The following is a 16,610-nucleotide window of genomic DNA, read 5'->3' as shown; positions in this document are numbered from 1 at the left end:
CGGTGGCAAGCCGGGCCTTGATGGCCCGTTTTTGCTCACGCGTTTCCGGAGGAATCAACCGGAGAATATCCAATGGCGCTGCCTGAATTCACGATGCGCCAGCTGCTCGAAGCTGGCGTTCACTTTGGTCACCAGTCTCACCGCTGGAACCCGAAAATGGCCGATTTCATTTTCGGAGCCCGCAACAACATCCACATCATCGACCTCGCCCAGACCGTGCCGATGCTGCACACGGCGCTGCAGGCCGTCAGCGACACCGTCGCCAAGGGCGGCCGCATCCTGTTCGTCGGCACCAAGCGTCAGGCACAGGACAACGTGGCCGACGCAGCCAAGCGCTGCGCCCAGTACTTCGTCAATTCGCGCTGGCTCGGCGGCACGCTGACCAACTGGAAGACGATCTCGGCCTCGATCAAGCGCCTGCGCCATCTCGACGAGGTGCTGTCCTCGGGCGAAGCCAACTCCTACACCAAGAAGGAGCGCCTGACCCTGCAGCGCGAGCGCGACAAGCTCGACCGCTCGCTCGGCGGCATCAAGGACATGGGCGGTCTGCCCGACATGATCTTCGTGATCGACACCAACAAGGAAGACATCGCGATCCAGGAGGCCCAGCGCCTCAAGATCCCGGTGGCCGCGATCGTCGACACCAATTGCGACCCGAAGGGCATCACCTATGTCGTGCCCGGCAATGACGACGCCGGCCGCGCCATTTCGCTGTACTGCGACCTGATCGCGCGCGCCGCCATTGACGGCATCTCGCGCGCGCAGGGCGAGCTCGGGATCGATGTCGGCGCCTCGGCGGCTCCGCTCGAGGAGGATCTTCCGGCTGCGTCCGCTTCGACGTTCCAGGGGTTGCCTGGTCCGCGCGGCACGGCCGACGACCTCAAGAAGCTCACCGGCGTGTCCGGTGCGATCGAGAAGAAGCTCAACGACCTCGGCATCTTCCACTACTGGCAGCTCGCCGAGCTCAACCACGACACCGCGCACCAGATCGGCGAAGAGGTCGGTCTTCCGAGCCGGGCCGATGCCTGGGTCGCGCAGGCCAAGTCGCTCGCCGACGCGTAAGACGACACAACACCATTCTGGCCGGCGTCGCACGCCGGCCATCGCGACTGAGATAGGTTTTCCTGGCAGCGGGCGGCGGCGAGCCATCCGCTGCGTCGCGCTTTGGACAGGCAAAAGGACGTTCAACAATGGCGAATATCACCGCAGCGATGGTGAAGGACCTGCGCGAGTCGACCGGCGCGGGCATGATGGACTGCAAGGCCGCGCTCACCGAGAACGGCGGCGACATGCAGGCCGCGCAGGATTGGCTGCGCAAGAAGGGCCTGTCGAAGGCCGCCAAGAAGGCCGGCCGCGTTGCGGCTGAAGGCCTGATCGGCGCGCTGACCTCGGGCAAGAAGGGCGTGGTCGTGGAGGTCAACTCCGAGACCGACTTCGTCGCGCGCAACGAGCACTTCCAGGGCCTGGTCAAGATGATCGCCCAGGTCGCGCTCGACGTCGGCGCCGACGTGGAGAAGATCAAGGCCGCCAAGGTCGGCAGCATCACGGTCGAGGCCGCGATTGCCGATTCGATCGCAACCATCGGTGAGAACCAGACGCTGCGCCGCGCGGCCTCGCTCGAAGTGAGCGAAGGCGTCGTGTCGAGCTACGTACATGGCGCCGTCATCGAGGGCGCCGGCAAGCTCGGCGTGATCGTCGCGCTGGAATCGCCTGGCAAGACCGACGAGCTCGCCGTGCTCGGCCGTCAGCTCGCGATGCATGTCGCAGCCGCCAACCCGCAGGCGATCGACGCGGCGGGTCTCGATCCGGAGCTCGTCAAGCGCGAGAAGGACGTGCTCGCCGACAAGTATCGTCAGCAGGGCAAGCCGGAGAACGTGATCGAGAAGATCGTCGAGTCCGGCCTGAAGACCTACTACAAGGAAGTCACCCTGCTCGAGCAGGCCTTCATCCACGACAGCGGCAAGTCGGTCGCGCAGGCGCTGAAGGAAGCCGAAGGCAAGGTCGGCGGTCCGATCAAGGTCGCCGGTTTCGTCCGCTATGCCCTCGGTGAGGGCATCGAGAAGGAAGAGACCGACTTCGCGGCCGAAGTCGCCGCTGCGAGCGGCAAGAAGTAACGACTGGGCACAGTCACGATCCGGCGCGGCGTTCGCGCCGGATATCAACGCGCGGGATAGGAGAGCATTGGCACATGGCTGAGCCGGTCTATCGTCGCGTCGTGGTCAAGCTGTCCGGCGAGTATCTCGCGGGCCCTCATTCCTTCGGCATCGACCAGCCGACCGTCGATCGGATCGCCGACGACCTCATCGCAGCGCAGAAGCTCGGCATCGAGATCGCCGTCGTGGTCGGCGGCGGCAACATGGTGCGCGGCGTCGAGGTCTCGTCGCAGGGCGTGTCGCGTCCGACCGGCGACACCATGGGCATGCTCGCCACCGTCATGAACTGCCTGGCGCTGGAAGCCGCCATCCAGCGCAAGGGCACCCCGGCGCAGGCGCTCTCGGCGTTCGTCATGCCGGAAGTGTGCGAGCTGTTCACGCGCGCTGCGGCGCACAAGTCGCTGGCCGAGGGACGTATCGTCGTGCTCGGGGGCGGCACCGGCAATCCCTATTTCACGACTGACACCACGGCGGTCTTGCGGGCCGCCGAGATCGGCGCCCAGGCCGTGCTGAAGGCTACGAACGTCGACGGGGTCTACAGCGCCGATCCCAAGAAGGATCCGGCCGCCAAGCGCTTCGACCGGCTGACGCATTCGCAGGCCATCGAAGGCGGCTACAAGGTCATGGACGCGACCGCATTCGCCCTTGCCCGGGAAACATCGCTGCCTATCATTGTGTTCTCCATTGCCGAACCGGGCTCGATCGGCGCGATGTTGCGGGGCGAAGGGCGCGGTACCATCGTCGCGGGGTGAGCCGCGGCGCCGCTGGCGGCCGGTGTTGGACCGGCTTCGAGCCTGCGGTAGAAGCGTAAGCGAGACAGGAATTCGTCCGGGAGTCGCCCAAGTCCGACCGCAGGCCTTTCGAGGCCCGGCAGAGCCGGCCGCAGGCCCCCCGGATTGCAGAAAGGAAAGCGTGATGAGCACGGGCAATTTCGACCTCAACGAACTGAAGCGCCGCATGCAGGGCGCGACCCAGGCGCTCAAGCACGAGCTCGGCGGCCTGCGCACCGGCCGCGCCTCGGCATCGATGGTGGAGCCAGTCCAGGTCGAGGCCTACGGCTCGCACATGCCGCTCAACCAGCTCGCGACCGTCTCCGTGCCCGAGCCGCGGCTGCTCTCGGTGCAGGTCTGGGACCGCTCCATGGTCAAGGCCGTCGAGAAGGCGATCGTCGATTCCAACCTCGGCCTGTCGCCCGCGACCGAAGGCCAGGTGATCCGGCTGCGCATTCCCGAGCTCAACCAGGAGCGGCGCAAGGAGCTGGTCAAGGTCGCGCACAAATATGCGGAAGCTGCCCGTGTCGCCGTGCGTCACGTGCGCCGCGACGGTCTCGATACGCTGAAGAAGCTCGAGAAGAATCACGAGATGTCCGAGGACGATCAGGAGCGCTTCGCCGGCGACGTGCAGAAGGCGACCGACAGCGTGATCTCCGAGATCGACCAGTTGCTGGCGGCGAAGGAAAAGGAAATCCTCACCGTCTGAAGGATGCGCTTGATGTCGAAAGCCGCGGCCCCGGTGACGGAGGCGCCGGACCGGTCCGACGCACCGGCCCATGTTGCCATCATCATGGATGGCAATGGCCGCTGGGCTGCGGCCCGCGGGCTGCCGCGCGCGGAAGGGCATCGCCGCGGCGTCGAGGCGTTGCGCCGCGTGGTGCGTGCCTCGCATGAGCTCGGCATCCGCTATCTCACCATCTTCTCGTTCTCGTCCGAGAACTGGTCGCGTCCGGCCAGCGAGATCGGCGACCTGTTCGGCCTGTTGCGCCGCTTCATCCGCAACGATCTCGCGACCCTGCATCGCGACGGCGTGCGTGTCAGGGTGATCGGCGAGCGCGACGGGCTCGAGCCCGACATCTGCGCGCTTCTCAGCGAAGCCGAGGATCTCACCCGGGGCAACACCAAGCTGACGCTGGTGGTTGCCTTCAACTACGGCTCGCGCCAGGAGATCGCGCGCGCGGCGCAGCGGCTGGCGCGCGAGGTCGCCGAGGGTCGGCGCGATCCGGCGTCGATCGATGCCGATGCCATCGGCGCCCATCTCGATGCGCCCGACATTCCCGATCCCGACCTCATCATCCGCACCAGCGGCGAGCAGCGGCTGTCGAACTTCCTGATGTGGCAGGCCGCCTATAGCGAGCTGGTGTTCGTGCCGATCCATTGGCCCGACTTCGATAAGGCGGCGCTTGAGGGTGCGATCGCCGAGTTCGGCCGGCGTGAACGCCGCTTCGGCGGCCTCGCGGCGAAAACCGCCTCGTGACCAAACCGGATACCGCAGCCGTGGGAGACGCCGCCAACGCCGCGCAGCGCAACGAGGGTGCGCAACCCACAAAGGCTGCGGCCAGCAATCTAGTGATGCGGGTGGCGGCAGCGCTGGTGCTGGTGCCGCTGGCGCTCGGCGCCGCCTATGCCGGCGGCATGTTCTGGACCGCACTGGTCACGGTGGTCGCGGTCGGCCTGTATCTCGAATGGTTGATGGTGGTAGGCGAGATCCGCACCGCCAGCGTCGGCACGGCCGGAGCCCTGGCCATCGGCATTGCCGGCGTCTGCTGCGCCTATGGCTTGATCGACTTCGCCGTCGTCGTGCTCGGGCTCGGTCTGGTCGCCGCTACGGCGCTTGCTGCGGGGCGTCGCACCTGGGTGGCCGCCGGCTTCGCCTATGCGTCGGCGGCCGAGCTCGGCTCGGTGCTGGTGCGCTTCGATGCCGCCGAGGGATGGCACGCGCTGGTGCTGGTGTTTCTCGTCGTCTGGGCCAGCGATATCGGCGGCTATGTTGCCGGCCGCAGCATCGGCGGGCCGAAGCTCGCGCCGCGGATCAGCCCGAACAAGACCTGGGCCGGCGCAGTCGGCGGCTTCGTCGCCAGCCTCGTCGCCGCGGCCGCCTGGTCGATGGCCGGCGCCGGCGGACTGGTGACGACGCTCGTGCTGGCCGCGACGCTGTCGGTGGTCTCGCAGCTCGGCGACCTCGCCGAATCTGCGGTGAAGCGGCACTTCGGGGTCAAGGACTCCGGTCACATCATTCCCGGCCATGGCGGCCTGTTGGATCGCCTGGACGGCTATGTCGCGGCGATCGTCGTCGCCGCATTGCTCGGCTTGCTGCGCGGCGGCCTCGACGGGGTCGGCCGCGGTCTTCTGGTTTGGTGACCGCCGGCGCAGCCGAGCGGTCGATAATGTTTGGTGAGAACATGAGCGCAGTGCCATTGCGGAACAACAAGGCCGGTGTCGCGGAGGTGCGCAGCGTCACCGTGCTCGGCGCCACCGGCTCGATCGGCGATTCGACCATGGACCTCGTGCGCGGCGCGCCGGAGCGCTACCGGGTCGAGGCGCTGACCGGCAACAGCAACGTCCAGGGCCTGGTGAAGCTGGCCCGAGAGTTCAACCCGCGCTTCGTGGCGGTGGCCGATCCGGCCGGCCTCGACGAGCTGCGCGATGCGCTGGCCGGCACCGGGATCGAATGCGGGGCAGGGGAGAGCGCCATCATCGAGGCGGCAGCCCGTCCCGCCGACTGGGTCATGGCCGCCGTCTCCGGCGCCGCTGGCCTCAAGCCGGCGCTCGCCGCAGTGGACCGCGGCGCGACCGTGGCGCTCGCCAACAAGGAATGCCTTGTCTGTGCCGGCGATTTCTTCATGGAGCGGGCCGCCCGGGCCGGCGCTTGCATCCTGCCGGCCGATTCGGAGCACAACGCGCTGTTCCAGGCGCTGTCCTCGGGCAATCGCGAGGAGCTGGTGCGGGTGATCATCACCGCCTCCGGCGGCCCGTTCCGCACCTGGGCGCCGGCCGATATCGAGCAGGCGACGTTGGCACAGGCGTTGAAGCATCCGAACTGGAGCATGGGCCAGAAGATCACGATCGATTCGGCCTCGATGATGAACAAGGGCCTCGAGGTGATCGAGGCGTCCTACCTGTTCGCGCTGTTGCCCGACGAGATCGACGTCCTGGTGCACCCGCAGTCCATCGTCCACGGCATGGTCGAGTTCTCGGACCGTTCGGTGGTGGCACAGCTCGGCGCGCCGGACATGCGGATTCCGATCGCCCATTGCCTAGGTTGGCCGGAGCGCATCAAGGGTCCGTCGGCCCGACTCGATCTCGCCAAGATCGGCACGCTGACCTTCGAGGCCCCGGACTTCGAGCGGTTCCCCGGTCTGCGGCTGGCCTACGATTCGCTGCGCACCGGGCGCGGTGCGACGACGGTGTTCAATGCCGCCAACGAGGTCGCCGTCGCGGCCTTCATCGGCGGCCACATCCGCTTTGGTGCGATCGCCCGCCTGGTCGAGGCGACCCTCGAGAGCTGGACGCGCTCAGGTAATTTGGCACCTCTGACGTCCGCGGACGACGCCATCGCCATTGACCATGATGCGCGAAAAAGGGCCGCGGGCCTCTTGCCTCAAATCGCCGCAAAAGCATCTTAACGGGTTGGATGGGCCGCTGGCCCGTCGGGAAGGTCATCGATGTCCGAATTTTTCCACCATATCTTCAATACCTTGAGCCACGGCCTTCTCGGCTACATCGTCCCGTTCCTGTTCGTGCTGACGATCGTGGTGTTTTTCCACGAGCTCGGCCATTTCCTGATCGCACGCTGGGCCGGCGTGAAGGTGTTGACGTTTTCGCTCGGATTTGGCCCAGAACTGATCGGTTTCAACGACCGCCACAACACCCGCTGGAAGATCTCGGCGATCCCGCTCGGCGGCTACGTGAAGTTCTTCGGCGACGAATCCGAGGCCTCGACGCCGTCGGCCGAGGCGCTCGCGAAGATGACGGCCGAGGAGCGCGCCGACAGCTTCCACCACAAGACCGTCGGCCAGCGCGCCGCGATCGTCGCGGCCGGCCCGATCGCCAACTTCATCCTGGCGGTCATCATCTTCGCCGGCATGGCGCTGTATTTCGGCAAGCCGAACACGACCCCGCGGGTCGATGCGGTGCAGCCGGACAGCGTCGCGGCCGCCGCCGGCTTCAAGGACGGTGACATCATTGCCGCCATCGACGGCCGGTCGATCGAGACCTTCGCCGACATGCAGCGCGTCGTCTCGGTCAGCGCCGGCACGGAATTGTCCTTCCTGGTCAAGCGGGACGGCACGGAACTCACCCTCAAGGCGACGCCGGCGCTCAAGGAGGTCAAGGACCTGTTCGGCAACAGCCACCGGATCGGCGTGCTCGGCATCCAGTACAACGCCAAGCCGGACGAATCGCGGTCGATCCCGGTCGGGTTCCTCGAATCGATCAAGATCGGCTTCGAGCAGGTCTGGTTCATCATCTCCACGACCTTCAAGTTCATCGCCTCGCTGTTCGCGGGCGCCGGGAGTGCCGGCGACGTCGGCGGTCCGATCCGAATCGCTCAACTCTCGGGACAGGCGGCCAGCCTCGGCTTCCAGTTCGTTGTGCAGCTGTGCGCGACGCTGTCGGTCTCGATCGGGCTGCTGAACCTGTTCCCGGTTCCGCTGCTCGATGGCGGACACCTGTTGTTCTACGGGGTCGAGGCCGTCCGCGGCCGGCCGCTGTCGGAGCGGGCGCAGGAGATGGGGTTCCGAATCGGCCTCGGGCTGGTCCTCATGCTCATGGTCTTTGCAACCTATAACGATATCCTTCACCTCGCCGGGTCCTGAGCGCGGCTTTTTTACGACGTGGCCGTTAGGCAACGTTTTGAAACGAATTTGAAAATTCAGAGAGATCCGGCGTTTGCCGTCGGGTCCAAATTGGCTACAAGCGAACGACAAATGGGAATCTGTCGGGTTCGTAGGGGTACGGAACCGGCAACGGAATATAAGGGCGCGTAGCGCATGAAGTTCGGATTGCGGGTGCGGGGGGGCTTGGCGGCCGCCTTTATCATGTTCGCCGGACCGGTGGCTTTGCCGCTGGCGAGCGTGGTTCTTTCGTCGCCAGCTGCGGCGCAGACGGTCAACTCGATCGAAGTGGTCGGCAACCGCCGCGTCGAGCTGGAGACCATCCGCTCATACTTCAAGCCGGGCCCCGGCGGGACGCTCGACGCCGGTCGGGTCGATGACGGCCTCAAGGCGCTGATCGAGACGGGCCTGTTCTCCGACGTGAAGATCAATCGCCAGGGTGGGCGCCTGATCGTCACGGTCGTCGAGAACCCCGTGATCGGCCGCGTCGCCTTCGAAGGCAACAAGAAGGTCAAGGACGAGCAGCTCCAGGCGGAAGTGCAGTCGAAGCCGCGCGGCACGCTCTCGCGCCCGATGGTGCAGTCCGACGCCCAGCGCATTGCGGAGATCTACCGCCGTTCGGGCCGTTACGACGTGCGCGTCACGCCGGAGATGATCGAGCAGCCGAACAACCGCGTCGACCTGATCTTCACGATCGAGGAAGGCGCCAAGACCGGCGTGAAGTCGATCGAGTTCGTCGGCAACAACGCCTTTTCGTCCTATCGCCTCAAGGACGTCATCAAGACCCGCGAGACCAACCTCCTGAGCTTCCTCGGCTCGGGCGACGTCTACGATCCGGACCGTGTCGAGGCCGATCGCGACCTGATTCGCCGCTTCTACCTGAAGAACGGTTATGCCGACGTGCAGGTCGTGGCCGCGCTCAGCGAGTACGATCCGGAGCGCAAGGGCTTCCTCGTGACCTTCAAGATCGAGGAAGGCCAGCAGTACCGGGTCGGTTCGGTCGACTTCCAGTCGTCGATCGCGACGCTCGACGGCAACACGCTGCGCGGCTATTCGCGCGTCAGCGTCGGCTCGCTCTATAATGTCGAGAACATCGAGAAATCGGTCGAGGAGATGCAGATCGAGGCATCGCGGCGCGGCTACGCGTTCGCGGTGGTCCGCCCGCGCGGTGATCGCAACTTCGAGGCCCACACCGTGTCGGTCGTGTTCGCCATCGACGAGGGCCCGCGCACCTATATCGAGCGCATCAACATTCGCGGCAACACCCGCACCCGCGACTACGTCATTCGCCGCGAGTTCGACATCTCCGAGGGCGACGCCTACAACCGCGCCCTGGTGGACCGTGCCGAGCGCCGCCTGAAGAACCTCGACTTCTTCAAGGACGTAAAGATCGTCACCGAGCCGGGCTCGTCGAGCGACCGGGTGGTCCTGAACGTCAACCTGGAAGAGAAATCCACGGGCGACTTCTCGATCTCCGGCGGCTACTCGACCACGGACGGCGCACTGGCCGAGGTCTCGATCTCCGAGCGCAACTTCCTGGGCCGCGGCCTGTTCGCCAAGGCGTCGGTGACCTACGGCCAGTTCGCCCGCGGCTACTCGCTGTCCTTCGTCGAGCCCTATCTGCTCGACTACCGGGTTGCGCTGGGCCTCGACCTGTATCAGCGCCAGCAGCTCGCCAACAACTTCATCTCCTACGGCACCAAGACGCTCGGCTTCAGCCCTCGCCTCGGCTTCCAGCTGCGTGAAGACCTGTCGCTGCAGCTGCGTTACTCGATCTACCGCCAGGAGATCACGCTGCCGACGACGCTGTCGGACTGTAACAACGTCGCTGCTGGATCCCTGATAGGTAACCGCTTCGTGCCGTTCAATCCGACGCCAGCCTTCATCAACACGCCGACGGCGCAGGGTGGTTTGGGCGGCGTCGATCCGACCGGCAACAACGGCCTGGGCTGTTTCGCCAATGGTGAAGCCTCGCTGCCGGTGCGTCAGGAGCTGGCGGGGGGGGCAACGCTGACCTCGGCGCTGGGCTACACGCTGAACTACAACACGCTCGACAACACCAAGAACCCGACCGACGGCCTGCTGGTCGACTTCAAGCAGGACTTCGCGGGTGTTGGCGGCGACGTGTCGTACCTGAAGACCGCGTTCGATGCGAAGTACTTCACCCCGCTGGTGTCGGACATTGTCAGCATCGTCCACCTCCAGGGCGGTATCCTGAACAAGATCGGCAACACGCAGTTGCGCATGCTCGATCACTTCCAGATGGGTCCGAACCTGGTTCGTGGTTTCGCCCCGAACGGCATCGGTCCGCGTGACATCAATCCGTTCGGTACGCAGGATGCGCTTGGCGGCACCAAGTATTGGGGCGCTTCGCTCGAATTGCAGATGCCGTTCTGGTTCCTGCCCAAGGAGACGGGCCTGAAGGGTGCTGTTTACGCCGATGCGGGCGGTCTGTGGGGTTATCAGGGGACGACGGGTTGGGCGCTGACGGGCGAAGTCAACCAGGCGGGCTGTGTCAAGCCGACGCGCAACCCGAACAACGCCGGCACCTGCCTCGGCCTGCAGTTCGACGACCAGAATACGGTCCGGACGTCGGTCGGTGTGGGTCTGGTGTGGGCGTCGCCGTTCGGTCCGCTGCGCTTCGACTACGCGATCCCGCTCACCAAGGGTCAGTTCGACCGGACGCAGGAATTCCGGTTCGGCGGCGGTACCTCGTTCTGAGCCTGGGCCGATCGAATCCGGGTTGGCGTCGACCAACCCCGCCGGTGTAAGAGATGGGAGCTCGGTTCCGGGACACCGGAGCCGGGCTCTGACTTTTTGTCCTGAGAGTACGACTTGTCCCGAGAGTACGACGGAATGGCCCAGCCGACCTTCTTCCAATCGCCGCCGCCCACGACGCTGGCGGCGATCGCAGTCGCCGCCAAGGCGACCCTGGTCGACCCGTCCCGCGGCGAGCAGGTGATCAAGGGACTGGCGTCGCTCGACGAGGCCGGCCCGATGCATCTGGCGTTTTTCGACAACCTTAAATACGCCGACCAGCTCGCCGGGACCAAGGCGGGCGCCTGCCTGGTCAGTCCCCGATTCGAGGCGCGCGTGCCGTCCCATGTCGCGGTGGTCCGCGCCAATCAGCCGTTCCGCGCCTTCGTGCAGCTTGCGCGTGAGTTCCATGCCGACGCACTGCGGCCGCAGCCCTGGTTCGGCGACGACGGACTCTCGCCCCAAGCCATCATCGATCCCACCGCGCGGCTGGAGGACGGCGTCATCGTCGAGCCGCTGGCGGTGATCGGCGCCCATGTCGAGATCGGCTCGGGGACGATCGTTGGTGCGGGTGCTGTGATCGGCCCCCACGTCAAGATCGGTCGCGACTGCAATGTCGGCGCCCGCACCGTCATTCAGTGCGCGCTGATCGGCAATGACGTCCTGATCCATCCCGGCTGCAGCATCGGCCAGGACGGCTACGGCTTCATCTTCTTCGGCGCGGATGGGCACACCAAGGTGCCGCAGACCGGGCGGGTGCTGATCCAGAACCACGTCGAGGTCGGCGCCGGCACGACGATCGATCGTGGCAGCCTGCGCGACACGGTCATCGGCGAGGGCACCAAGATCGACAACCAGGTGCAGATTGGCCACAATGTCACAATCGGGCGGCATTGCCTGCTGGCGGCCCAGATCGGGCTGGCAGGCAGCCTCACGATCGGCGACAACGTCGCGCTTGGAGCGAAAGTCGGTATCAACAATCACCTGACGATCGGCGATGGTGCCCAAGTGACCGCGATGAGCGGCGTCAAGGACGACATTCCGCCGAACGGCCGGTGGGGCGGCTTCTTCGCCAAGCCGACCAAGCAGTGGTTCCGCGAGATCGTCGCCGTGGAACGGCTGGTGCGCGATCAGACGGCGGCGAACAGGGACGAGGGGCGGGAGTGATGGACGAGTCACCCATCAGGTTTGCGGACATCGACATCAACGAGATTCTGAAGACGCTGCCGCACCGTAACCCGTTTCTCCTGATCGACCGCGTGAAGAACATCCGGGCCGACTACAGCGGCATCGGCGTCAAGAACGTCTCGTTCAACGAGCCGTGCTTCCAGGGCCATTTCCCGGAACGGCCGGTCTATCCGGGCGTGCTGATGATCGAGGGCATGGCGCAGACGGCGGGCGTGATCGGCATCAAGTCGGTCGAGGGCACGGAAAAGCCGCGCGCGGTGTATTTCCTCACCATCGACAAGTGCAAGTTCCGGAAGCCCGTGCTGCCCGGCCAGACCATCGAGTACCACATGCGCTCGATTGGCCGGCGCAAGACGATGTGGTGGTTCCACGGCGATGCCAAGGTCGACGGCGTCGTCGTCGCCGAGGCCGATGTCGGCGCGATGCTGACCGACTGACGGACTGGTAGAAAGTTGATTGCGTCGAAATGAGCAAGATTGATCCCACCGCACGCGTCGAGGATGGCGCCGTCATCGGTGAGGGCACCGTGATCGGTCCTTACTGCATCGTCGGCCCCAACGTCGTGATCGGGGCCAACTGCAAGCTGATCAGCCACGTCCAGATCATGGGCCACACCACGCTCGGCGATGACAACGTGATCTCGCCCTTTGTTGTGCTCGGCGGCGCGCCGCAGGATCTCAGCTATCGCGGCGAGCCGCATCGGCTCGAGATCGGCTCCGGCTGCACCTTCCGCGAAGGCGTGACGATGAACATCGGCACCACCAAGGGCGGCGGTCTCACCAAGGTCGGCAATGCCGGCTTCTTCATGAACAACGCCCATGTCGCCCACGATTGCGTGGTCGGCGACAACGTCATCTTCGCAACCTCGGCCACACTTGGCGGCCATGTCGAGGTCGGTGATGCCGTCTACATCGGCGGCCTGTCCGCGGTGCATCAGTTCACCCGCATCGGCCACGGCGTGATGGTCGGCGGCGTCTGCGGCGTACGCGGCGATATCATTCCGTATGGCCTCGCCAACGGTCAGTATGCCGCGCTCGAAGGTCTCAACGTCATTGGCATGAAGCGCCGCAAGTTCACCCGTGAGCGCCTCGCCACGGTGCGTGCCTTCTATCAAAAGCTGTTCCACGGTCCGGGCGTGTTCGCCGATCGCCTCGCGGCGGTGCAGCCGCTCGCTGGCGAGGATCCCGCGATTGCCGAGATTCTCGCCTTCATCGATGGCGGCCGACATCGCGCCTTGTGCCTGCCCGAGATCGGCAGGCCGGCCATCGAGCCGTAGCGCCATGGCGCCCGCCGCCGACACCTCTCCGCCGATCGGCATGATCGCCGCGGGCGGGGTGCTGCCTTTCGCGGTCGCCGACGCCATCGTCGCGCGCGGCCAGACGCCGGTGCTGTTCGCCCTGAAGGGCATCTGCGATCCAAAGCCGCTGGCGCGCTTCCGGCATCACTGGATCGGCCTCGGGCAGCTCGGCAATGCCCTGAAGCTGCTGAAGGCCGAGGGCGTCCGCGATCTCATGTTCATCGGCAATCTCGTTCGTCCGGCCGTGTCGGAGATCCGCTTCGACTGGGGCACGCTGCGCGAGCTGCCCTACATCTGGTCGGCCTTTCGCGGCGGTGACGATCATCTGCTGTCCGGCGTCGGCCGCATCTTCGAGCGCCACGGCTTTCACATGATCGGCGTCAAGGACGTCGCCCCCAATCTGCTCGTGCCCGAAGGACGGCTGACGCGGAGCGGGCCCACCGATCTGGTGACCGGCGACATCGCCAAAGGAATGTCCGTGCTCCGCGCCATGGCGCCGTTCGATGTCGGGCAGGCGGTGGTCGTGATCGACGGCCACGTCGTTGCGCTCGAGGATATCGAGGGCACCGACGGGCTGCTGGCCCGCGTGGCGCGGCTGCGCGCCGATCGCCGCATTCGTGCTGCCGCCGGGCGCGGCGTGCTGGTGAAGGCGCCCAAGGCCGGCCAGGACCTCCGCTACGACCTGCCGACCATCGGGCCGCGCACCGTCGAGGGGCTTTCAGCCGCGGGTCTCGCCGGAGTCGCCGTGGCTGCCGCCTATACCCTGCTCGCCGATCCCCAGGAGACGGTGGCTGCCGCCGATCGGGCGGGGGTGTTCATCACGGGCGTGAGCGCGTGACGCCGCAGCCTCCGGCGGCCCCGGCCATCCGAAGGATCTGCCTGGTCGCGACCGAAGAGTCCGGCGACCGCCTCGGCGCCAGTCTGATGAAGGTGCTGCGCCAGCGGCTCGGCGACGGCGTCGAATTCTCCGGCGTCGGTGGCCGCGGCATGATCGGCGAGGGGCTGGTCTCGATGTTTCCGATCGAGGAGCTCTCGATCGTCGGCTTTACGGCGGTGCTGAAGCAGCTCCCGAAGATCCTGCGCCTGATCCGCGGCACGGCGGATGCGATCGTTGCAGCTCAGCCCGACGTGCTCGTGATCATCGACAGCCCGGATTTCACCCAGCGGGTGGCGAAGAAGGTTCGTGCCCGCGACGCCACGATTCCGATCGTGAACTACGTCGCCCCCACCGTGTGGGCGTGGCGGCCAGGCCGTGCCAGGGCGATGCGCGGCTATGTCGATCACGTGCTGGGTCTGTTGCCGTTCGAGCCGGAGGCGTTCCGCAGGCTCGGCGGCCCGCCCTGCACCTATGTCGGCCATCCCCTGATCGAGCAGCTTGCAACGCTCCGGCCGAATGCGGCCGAGCAGCAGCGCCGTGACGCCAAACCCCCGATTCTTCTCGTGCTGCCGGGAAGCCGGCGCAGCGAGGTCGCGCGTCACATCGCCGTCTTCGGTGAGACGCTGGCGCGGCTGCGGGCGCAGGACGTCGCGTTCGAGGCCGTGGTGCCGACCACGCCGCATCTCGAAGCGGCGGTGAGGGCAGGGGTAGCGAACTGGGAGGTCGCGCCGCAGATCGTCACCGCCGAGGCCGAGAAGCGGGCCGCTTTCAGGAGCGCCCATGCGGCGCTCGCCAAATCCGGCACGGTCACGCTGGAGCTCGCGATCTCCGGAGTGCCGATGGTCACGGCCTATCGGGTCGGCGAGGTCGAAGCCTTCATCTTGCGACGTCTCATCAAGGTCCAATCCGTGATCCTCGCCAATCTCGTGATCGGCGACAACGTCATCCCGGAATTCCTGCAGGAAGCCTGCACCGCCGACAATCTCGTGCCCGTGCTGGCGGATCTGTTGAGCAACGGTCCGATCCGCGCGCGTCAGGTCGAGGCGTTCAATCGCCTCGACGCCATCATGTCGACCGGCGCATCGTCACCGAGCATGCGCGCCGCCGACATCGTGCTGGAGACGATGCGCGGGGGACGGGCAGGGAACTAATCAGGTCGAGTCCGAGCTACAGTCTAAGCGCCGCGAGAGGTGTAAAACGATGGTCGACCAAGACGATCTCCCCTGGGAGGGACAATGCGCCGATGCCGCGTACACGTTCGCATTGCGATGCGCGGAATTGTCTGCGCGAAACCCTCACAGTTTGCCTGCGCCGCTGAACGAGATCATCGGCACCTTGATGACAGAGCTATGGGACCGGAATTTCAGCCAAACTGACATCCGTGTGGCCTTCGACGCAGCCGTGCGAGGTATGCCGCGTTACGCCGCGGGATCAGAGCGACGCAGCCCGACGTCCACAAGGTTGGCGACCGACGATTGGCGTGCCGCCGACGGATAGGCGATGAGTCCAGCGACTCGCCGACAGAACGCGCCGCGCGACGGTGGGCCTGCTGCCGCCTTGCGGCGACCGCTTTGCCCACCTACGGCGGCTCGCCGAGTCGCTCACTTCAACTGCTCCACAAGAAAGCTGGTCGTTCGTGTGAGCGCGTCCGTTGCCTTGGACACTTTTAACGGGCTGTCGCGGCTCAATCGGCAGTCGGCCTTTGTTCCGCGGCTCGAAGCTCTACGAGTGCACCATTCGCACGAGATCTTTTCCGAGCTGCTCCAAGCTCAGAAACAAATTCGAGGCTTCGGCCAAAAAGACGAAGAGGAATGCATGCACCAGATACATGCGGTTGCCGAGCGTAACGAGCATACGTTCGATGATGACGCGCGGATATGAAGGCCTGGTGAAAAGCACGACGAATGCCACGCCAAGGACCAACGAGCCGATCACGTCGCTTGGATAGTGGAACGCAAAGGCGACCCTGGATAGCGCAACGACGACGGTCGCCCAAAGAAAGCAAAGCCATCCAGCCCATCTGTTCTCGATGAACACCACCGTCGCGAGGCCGAAGAACAACGTCGCGGTGTCGCTGGGAAACGAGCTCTGGCGGTCCCAGTTCCAGGGTACGGCGATGGAGTTCACATGAAGCGCCGGGTCCAGGAGAGGACGCGTGTGGACAAAGACGTGAAACTGGAGCCAGACCGACAGCATCGTCGCCAGGCAGACTCCGAGCAGCCCTGCCAGCATGCGACTCCGGCGCTTTGCACAATCGTCCACGAACCACAGCGCGACCAGCGAGCCGAATATCGGAATTCCTCTGAACAGGGAATTGGTCGCAAGCTCATAGAGACCGGCATGCGTTCCGGCGAGCGCGTTCATTCCAAGCAACAGGTCCTGATCCAAATTGCCGGTCATCTCCTTAGCCAAGTCTAAATATAACTGCGGGACAGCCATCACTCGCAGACTGCGTCAATCGGCAGCAAGCAGAACATGCGATTTTGGTTAACCCTGCCGCCCGCGGCGTCGTCGTATGCCCGGTCCCACATGATCATGTCTCCAGCATCAGCCCGAGACGGTCCTCGTCGAGAGGCTACGCCGTGGCGCCGTCCCCCCGTCTTGCTGATCGGTTCGCCGATCGACGGTTGGGACTGCCGCGTTGCCGATCTTTGCGACGCATCCCAAGCTTCGGCGCAAGAGCATCCAGCCGTAACGAAAAAGGCCCATCCAGCGTGCTGGACGGGCCTT

At 65.6% G+C, this 16,610-nt stretch carries 15 protein-coding genes; 14 read left to right on the top strand and 1 reads right to left on the bottom strand.

Annotation, left to right across the window (positions count from 1 at the left end; genetic code table 11):
* Positions 1 to 72 precede the first annotated feature (72 nt).
* The 14 genes from ACQR1F_RS06880 to lpxB all read left to right on the top strand — a co-directional run bounded on the left by ACQR1F_RS06880 (position 73) and on the right by lpxB (position 15,031).
* A complete protein-coding gene (locus tag ACQR1F_RS06880) occupies positions 73 to 1,062 on the top strand; it encodes a 30S ribosomal protein S2 (RefSeq protein ID WP_315799728.1) in 990 nt (329 codons plus the stop codon).
* A gap of 128 nt (positions 1,063 to 1,190) precedes the next feature.
* Entirely contained in the window at positions 1,191 to 2,114 is a 924-nt protein-coding gene (gene tsf / locus ACQR1F_RS06875) for a translation elongation factor Ts (RefSeq protein ID WP_315799729.1), read from the top strand.
* Between the two features lie 74 nt (positions 2,115 to 2,188).
* Positions 2,189 to 2,905: a UMP kinase gene (pyrH, locus tag ACQR1F_RS06870; RefSeq protein ID WP_316181314.1), complete on the top strand. Its 717-nt coding sequence runs from the start codon at positions 2,189 to 2,191 to the stop codon at positions 2,903 to 2,905.
* A 163-nt stretch (positions 2,906 to 3,068) separates the two neighbouring features.
* Positions 3,069 to 3,632, top strand: a complete 564-nt coding sequence (frr, locus tag ACQR1F_RS06865) for a ribosome recycling factor (RefSeq protein WP_315799731.1) — start codon at positions 3,069 to 3,071, stop codon at positions 3,630 to 3,632.
* A gap of 12 nt (positions 3,633 to 3,644) precedes the next feature.
* Complete coding sequence (locus tag ACQR1F_RS06860; RefSeq protein ID WP_315799732.1) at positions 3,645 to 4,403, top strand: isoprenyl transferase; 759 nt, start codon at positions 3,645 to 3,647, stop codon at positions 4,401 to 4,403.
* Entirely contained in the window at positions 4,400 to 5,287 is an 888-nt protein-coding gene (locus ACQR1F_RS06855) for a phosphatidate cytidylyltransferase (RefSeq protein ID WP_434912736.1), read from the top strand. The genes ACQR1F_RS06860 and ACQR1F_RS06855 overlap by 4 nt, the downstream gene beginning before the upstream one ends.
* Before the next feature lie 41 nt (positions 5,288 to 5,328).
* Positions 5,329 to 6,552, top strand: coding sequence for a 1-deoxy-D-xylulose-5-phosphate reductoisomerase (dxr, locus tag ACQR1F_RS06850; protein WP_434912735.1), 1,224 nt, complete (start codon positions 5,329 to 5,331; stop codon positions 6,550 to 6,552).
* A gap of 39 nt (positions 6,553 to 6,591) precedes the next feature.
* Positions 6,592 to 7,743, top strand: a complete 1,152-nt coding sequence (gene rseP / locus ACQR1F_RS06845) for an RIP metalloprotease RseP (RefSeq protein WP_434840118.1) — start codon at positions 6,592 to 6,594, stop codon at positions 7,741 to 7,743.
* A gap of 174 nt (positions 7,744 to 7,917) precedes the next feature.
* On the top strand, positions 7,918 to 10,482 hold the full coding sequence (gene bamA, locus ACQR1F_RS06840) for an outer membrane protein assembly factor BamA (RefSeq protein WP_434912734.1): 2,565 nt from the start codon (positions 7,918 to 7,920) through the stop codon (positions 10,480 to 10,482).
* Between the two features lie 135 nt (positions 10,483 to 10,617).
* Entirely contained in the window at positions 10,618 to 11,685 is a 1,068-nt protein-coding gene (lpxD, locus tag ACQR1F_RS06835; RefSeq protein WP_434912733.1) for a UDP-3-O-(3-hydroxymyristoyl)glucosamine N-acyltransferase, read from the top strand.
* Positions 11,685 to 12,143 (top strand): 3-hydroxyacyl-ACP dehydratase FabZ, encoded by a 459-nt coding sequence (fabZ, locus tag ACQR1F_RS06830; protein WP_315799738.1) that lies wholly within the window; start codon positions 11,685 to 11,687, stop codon positions 12,141 to 12,143. Before lpxD ends, fabZ begins: the two co-directional genes overlap by 1 nt.
* A gap of 29 nt (positions 12,144 to 12,172) precedes the next feature.
* Positions 12,173 to 12,982 carry an acyl-ACP--UDP-N-acetylglucosamine O-acyltransferase gene (lpxA, locus tag ACQR1F_RS06825; RefSeq protein WP_434912732.1) on the top strand — a complete coding sequence of 270 codons (810 nt, stop codon included), beginning with the start codon at positions 12,173 to 12,175 and terminating at the stop codon, positions 12,980 to 12,982.
* 4 nt (positions 12,983 to 12,986) lie between these two features.
* Positions 12,987 to 13,841 (top strand): LpxI family protein, encoded by an 855-nt coding sequence (locus ACQR1F_RS06820; RefSeq protein ID WP_434912731.1) that lies wholly within the window; start codon positions 12,987 to 12,989, stop codon positions 13,839 to 13,841.
* Positions 13,838 to 15,031 carry a lipid-A-disaccharide synthase gene (gene lpxB / locus ACQR1F_RS06815; RefSeq protein ID WP_434912730.1) on the top strand — a complete coding sequence of 398 codons (1,194 nt, stop codon included), beginning with the start codon at positions 13,838 to 13,840 and terminating at the stop codon, positions 15,029 to 15,031. Before ACQR1F_RS06820 ends, lpxB begins: the two co-directional genes overlap by 4 nt.
* Positions 15,032 to 15,602: 571 nt before the next feature.
* On the opposite strand, the gene ACQR1F_RS06810 is transcribed toward lpxB, so the two are convergent.
* Positions 15,603 to 16,280, bottom strand: a complete 678-nt coding sequence (locus ACQR1F_RS06810) for a phosphatase PAP2 family protein (RefSeq protein ID WP_434912729.1) — start codon at positions 16,278 to 16,280, stop codon at positions 15,603 to 15,605.
* Positions 16,281 to 16,610: the final 330 nt, after the last annotated feature.

It is taken from the genome of Bradyrhizobium sp. HKCCYLS3013 (assembly GCF_051167615.1).
In the GTDB taxonomy this organism is placed as follows: Bacteria; Pseudomonadota; Alphaproteobacteria; order Rhizobiales; family Xanthobacteraceae; genus Bradyrhizobium.
This window is presented reverse-complemented; position numbering and strand designations above follow the sequence as displayed.

What these genes read in the sequence shown, in the direction of transcription:
- ACQR1F_RS06810 (WP_434912729.1), bottom strand. Translation starts at nt 16,280, where the DNA reads ATGACCGGCAATTTGGATCAGGACCTGTTGCTTGGAATGAACGCGCTC.
- lpxA (WP_434912732.1), top strand. Translation starts at nt 12,173, where the DNA reads ATGAGCAAGATTGATCCCACCGCACGCGTCGAGGATGGCGCCGTCATC.
- ACQR1F_RS06880 (WP_315799728.1), top strand. Translation starts at nt 73, where the DNA reads ATGGCGCTGCCTGAATTCACGATGCGCCAGCTGCTCGAAGCTGGCGTT.
- ACQR1F_RS06860 (WP_315799732.1), top strand. Translation starts at nt 3,645, where the DNA reads ATGTCGAAAGCCGCGGCCCCGGTGACGGAGGCGCCGGACCGGTCCGAC.
- rseP (WP_434840118.1), top strand. Translation starts at nt 6,592, where the DNA reads ATGTCCGAATTTTTCCACCATATCTTCAATACCTTGAGCCACGGCCTT.
- ACQR1F_RS06820 (WP_434912731.1), top strand. Translation starts at nt 12,987, where the DNA reads ATGGCGCCCGCCGCCGACACCTCTCCGCCGATCGGCATGATCGCCGCG.
- fabZ (WP_315799738.1), top strand. Translation starts at nt 11,685, where the DNA reads ATGGACGAGTCACCCATCAGGTTTGCGGACATCGACATCAACGAGATT.
- tsf (WP_315799729.1), top strand. Translation starts at nt 1,191, where the DNA reads ATGGCGAATATCACCGCAGCGATGGTGAAGGACCTGCGCGAGTCGACC.
- frr (WP_315799731.1), top strand. Translation starts at nt 3,069, where the DNA reads ATGAGCACGGGCAATTTCGACCTCAACGAACTGAAGCGCCGCATGCAG.
- dxr (WP_434912735.1), top strand. Translation starts at nt 5,329, where the DNA reads ATGAGCGCAGTGCCATTGCGGAACAACAAGGCCGGTGTCGCGGAGGTG.
- bamA (WP_434912734.1), top strand. Translation starts at nt 7,918, where the DNA reads ATGAAGTTCGGATTGCGGGTGCGGGGGGGCTTGGCGGCCGCCTTTATC.
- lpxD (WP_434912733.1), top strand. Translation starts at nt 10,618, where the DNA reads ATGGCCCAGCCGACCTTCTTCCAATCGCCGCCGCCCACGACGCTGGCG.
- pyrH (WP_316181314.1), top strand. Translation starts at nt 2,189, where the DNA reads ATGGCTGAGCCGGTCTATCGTCGCGTCGTGGTCAAGCTGTCCGGCGAG.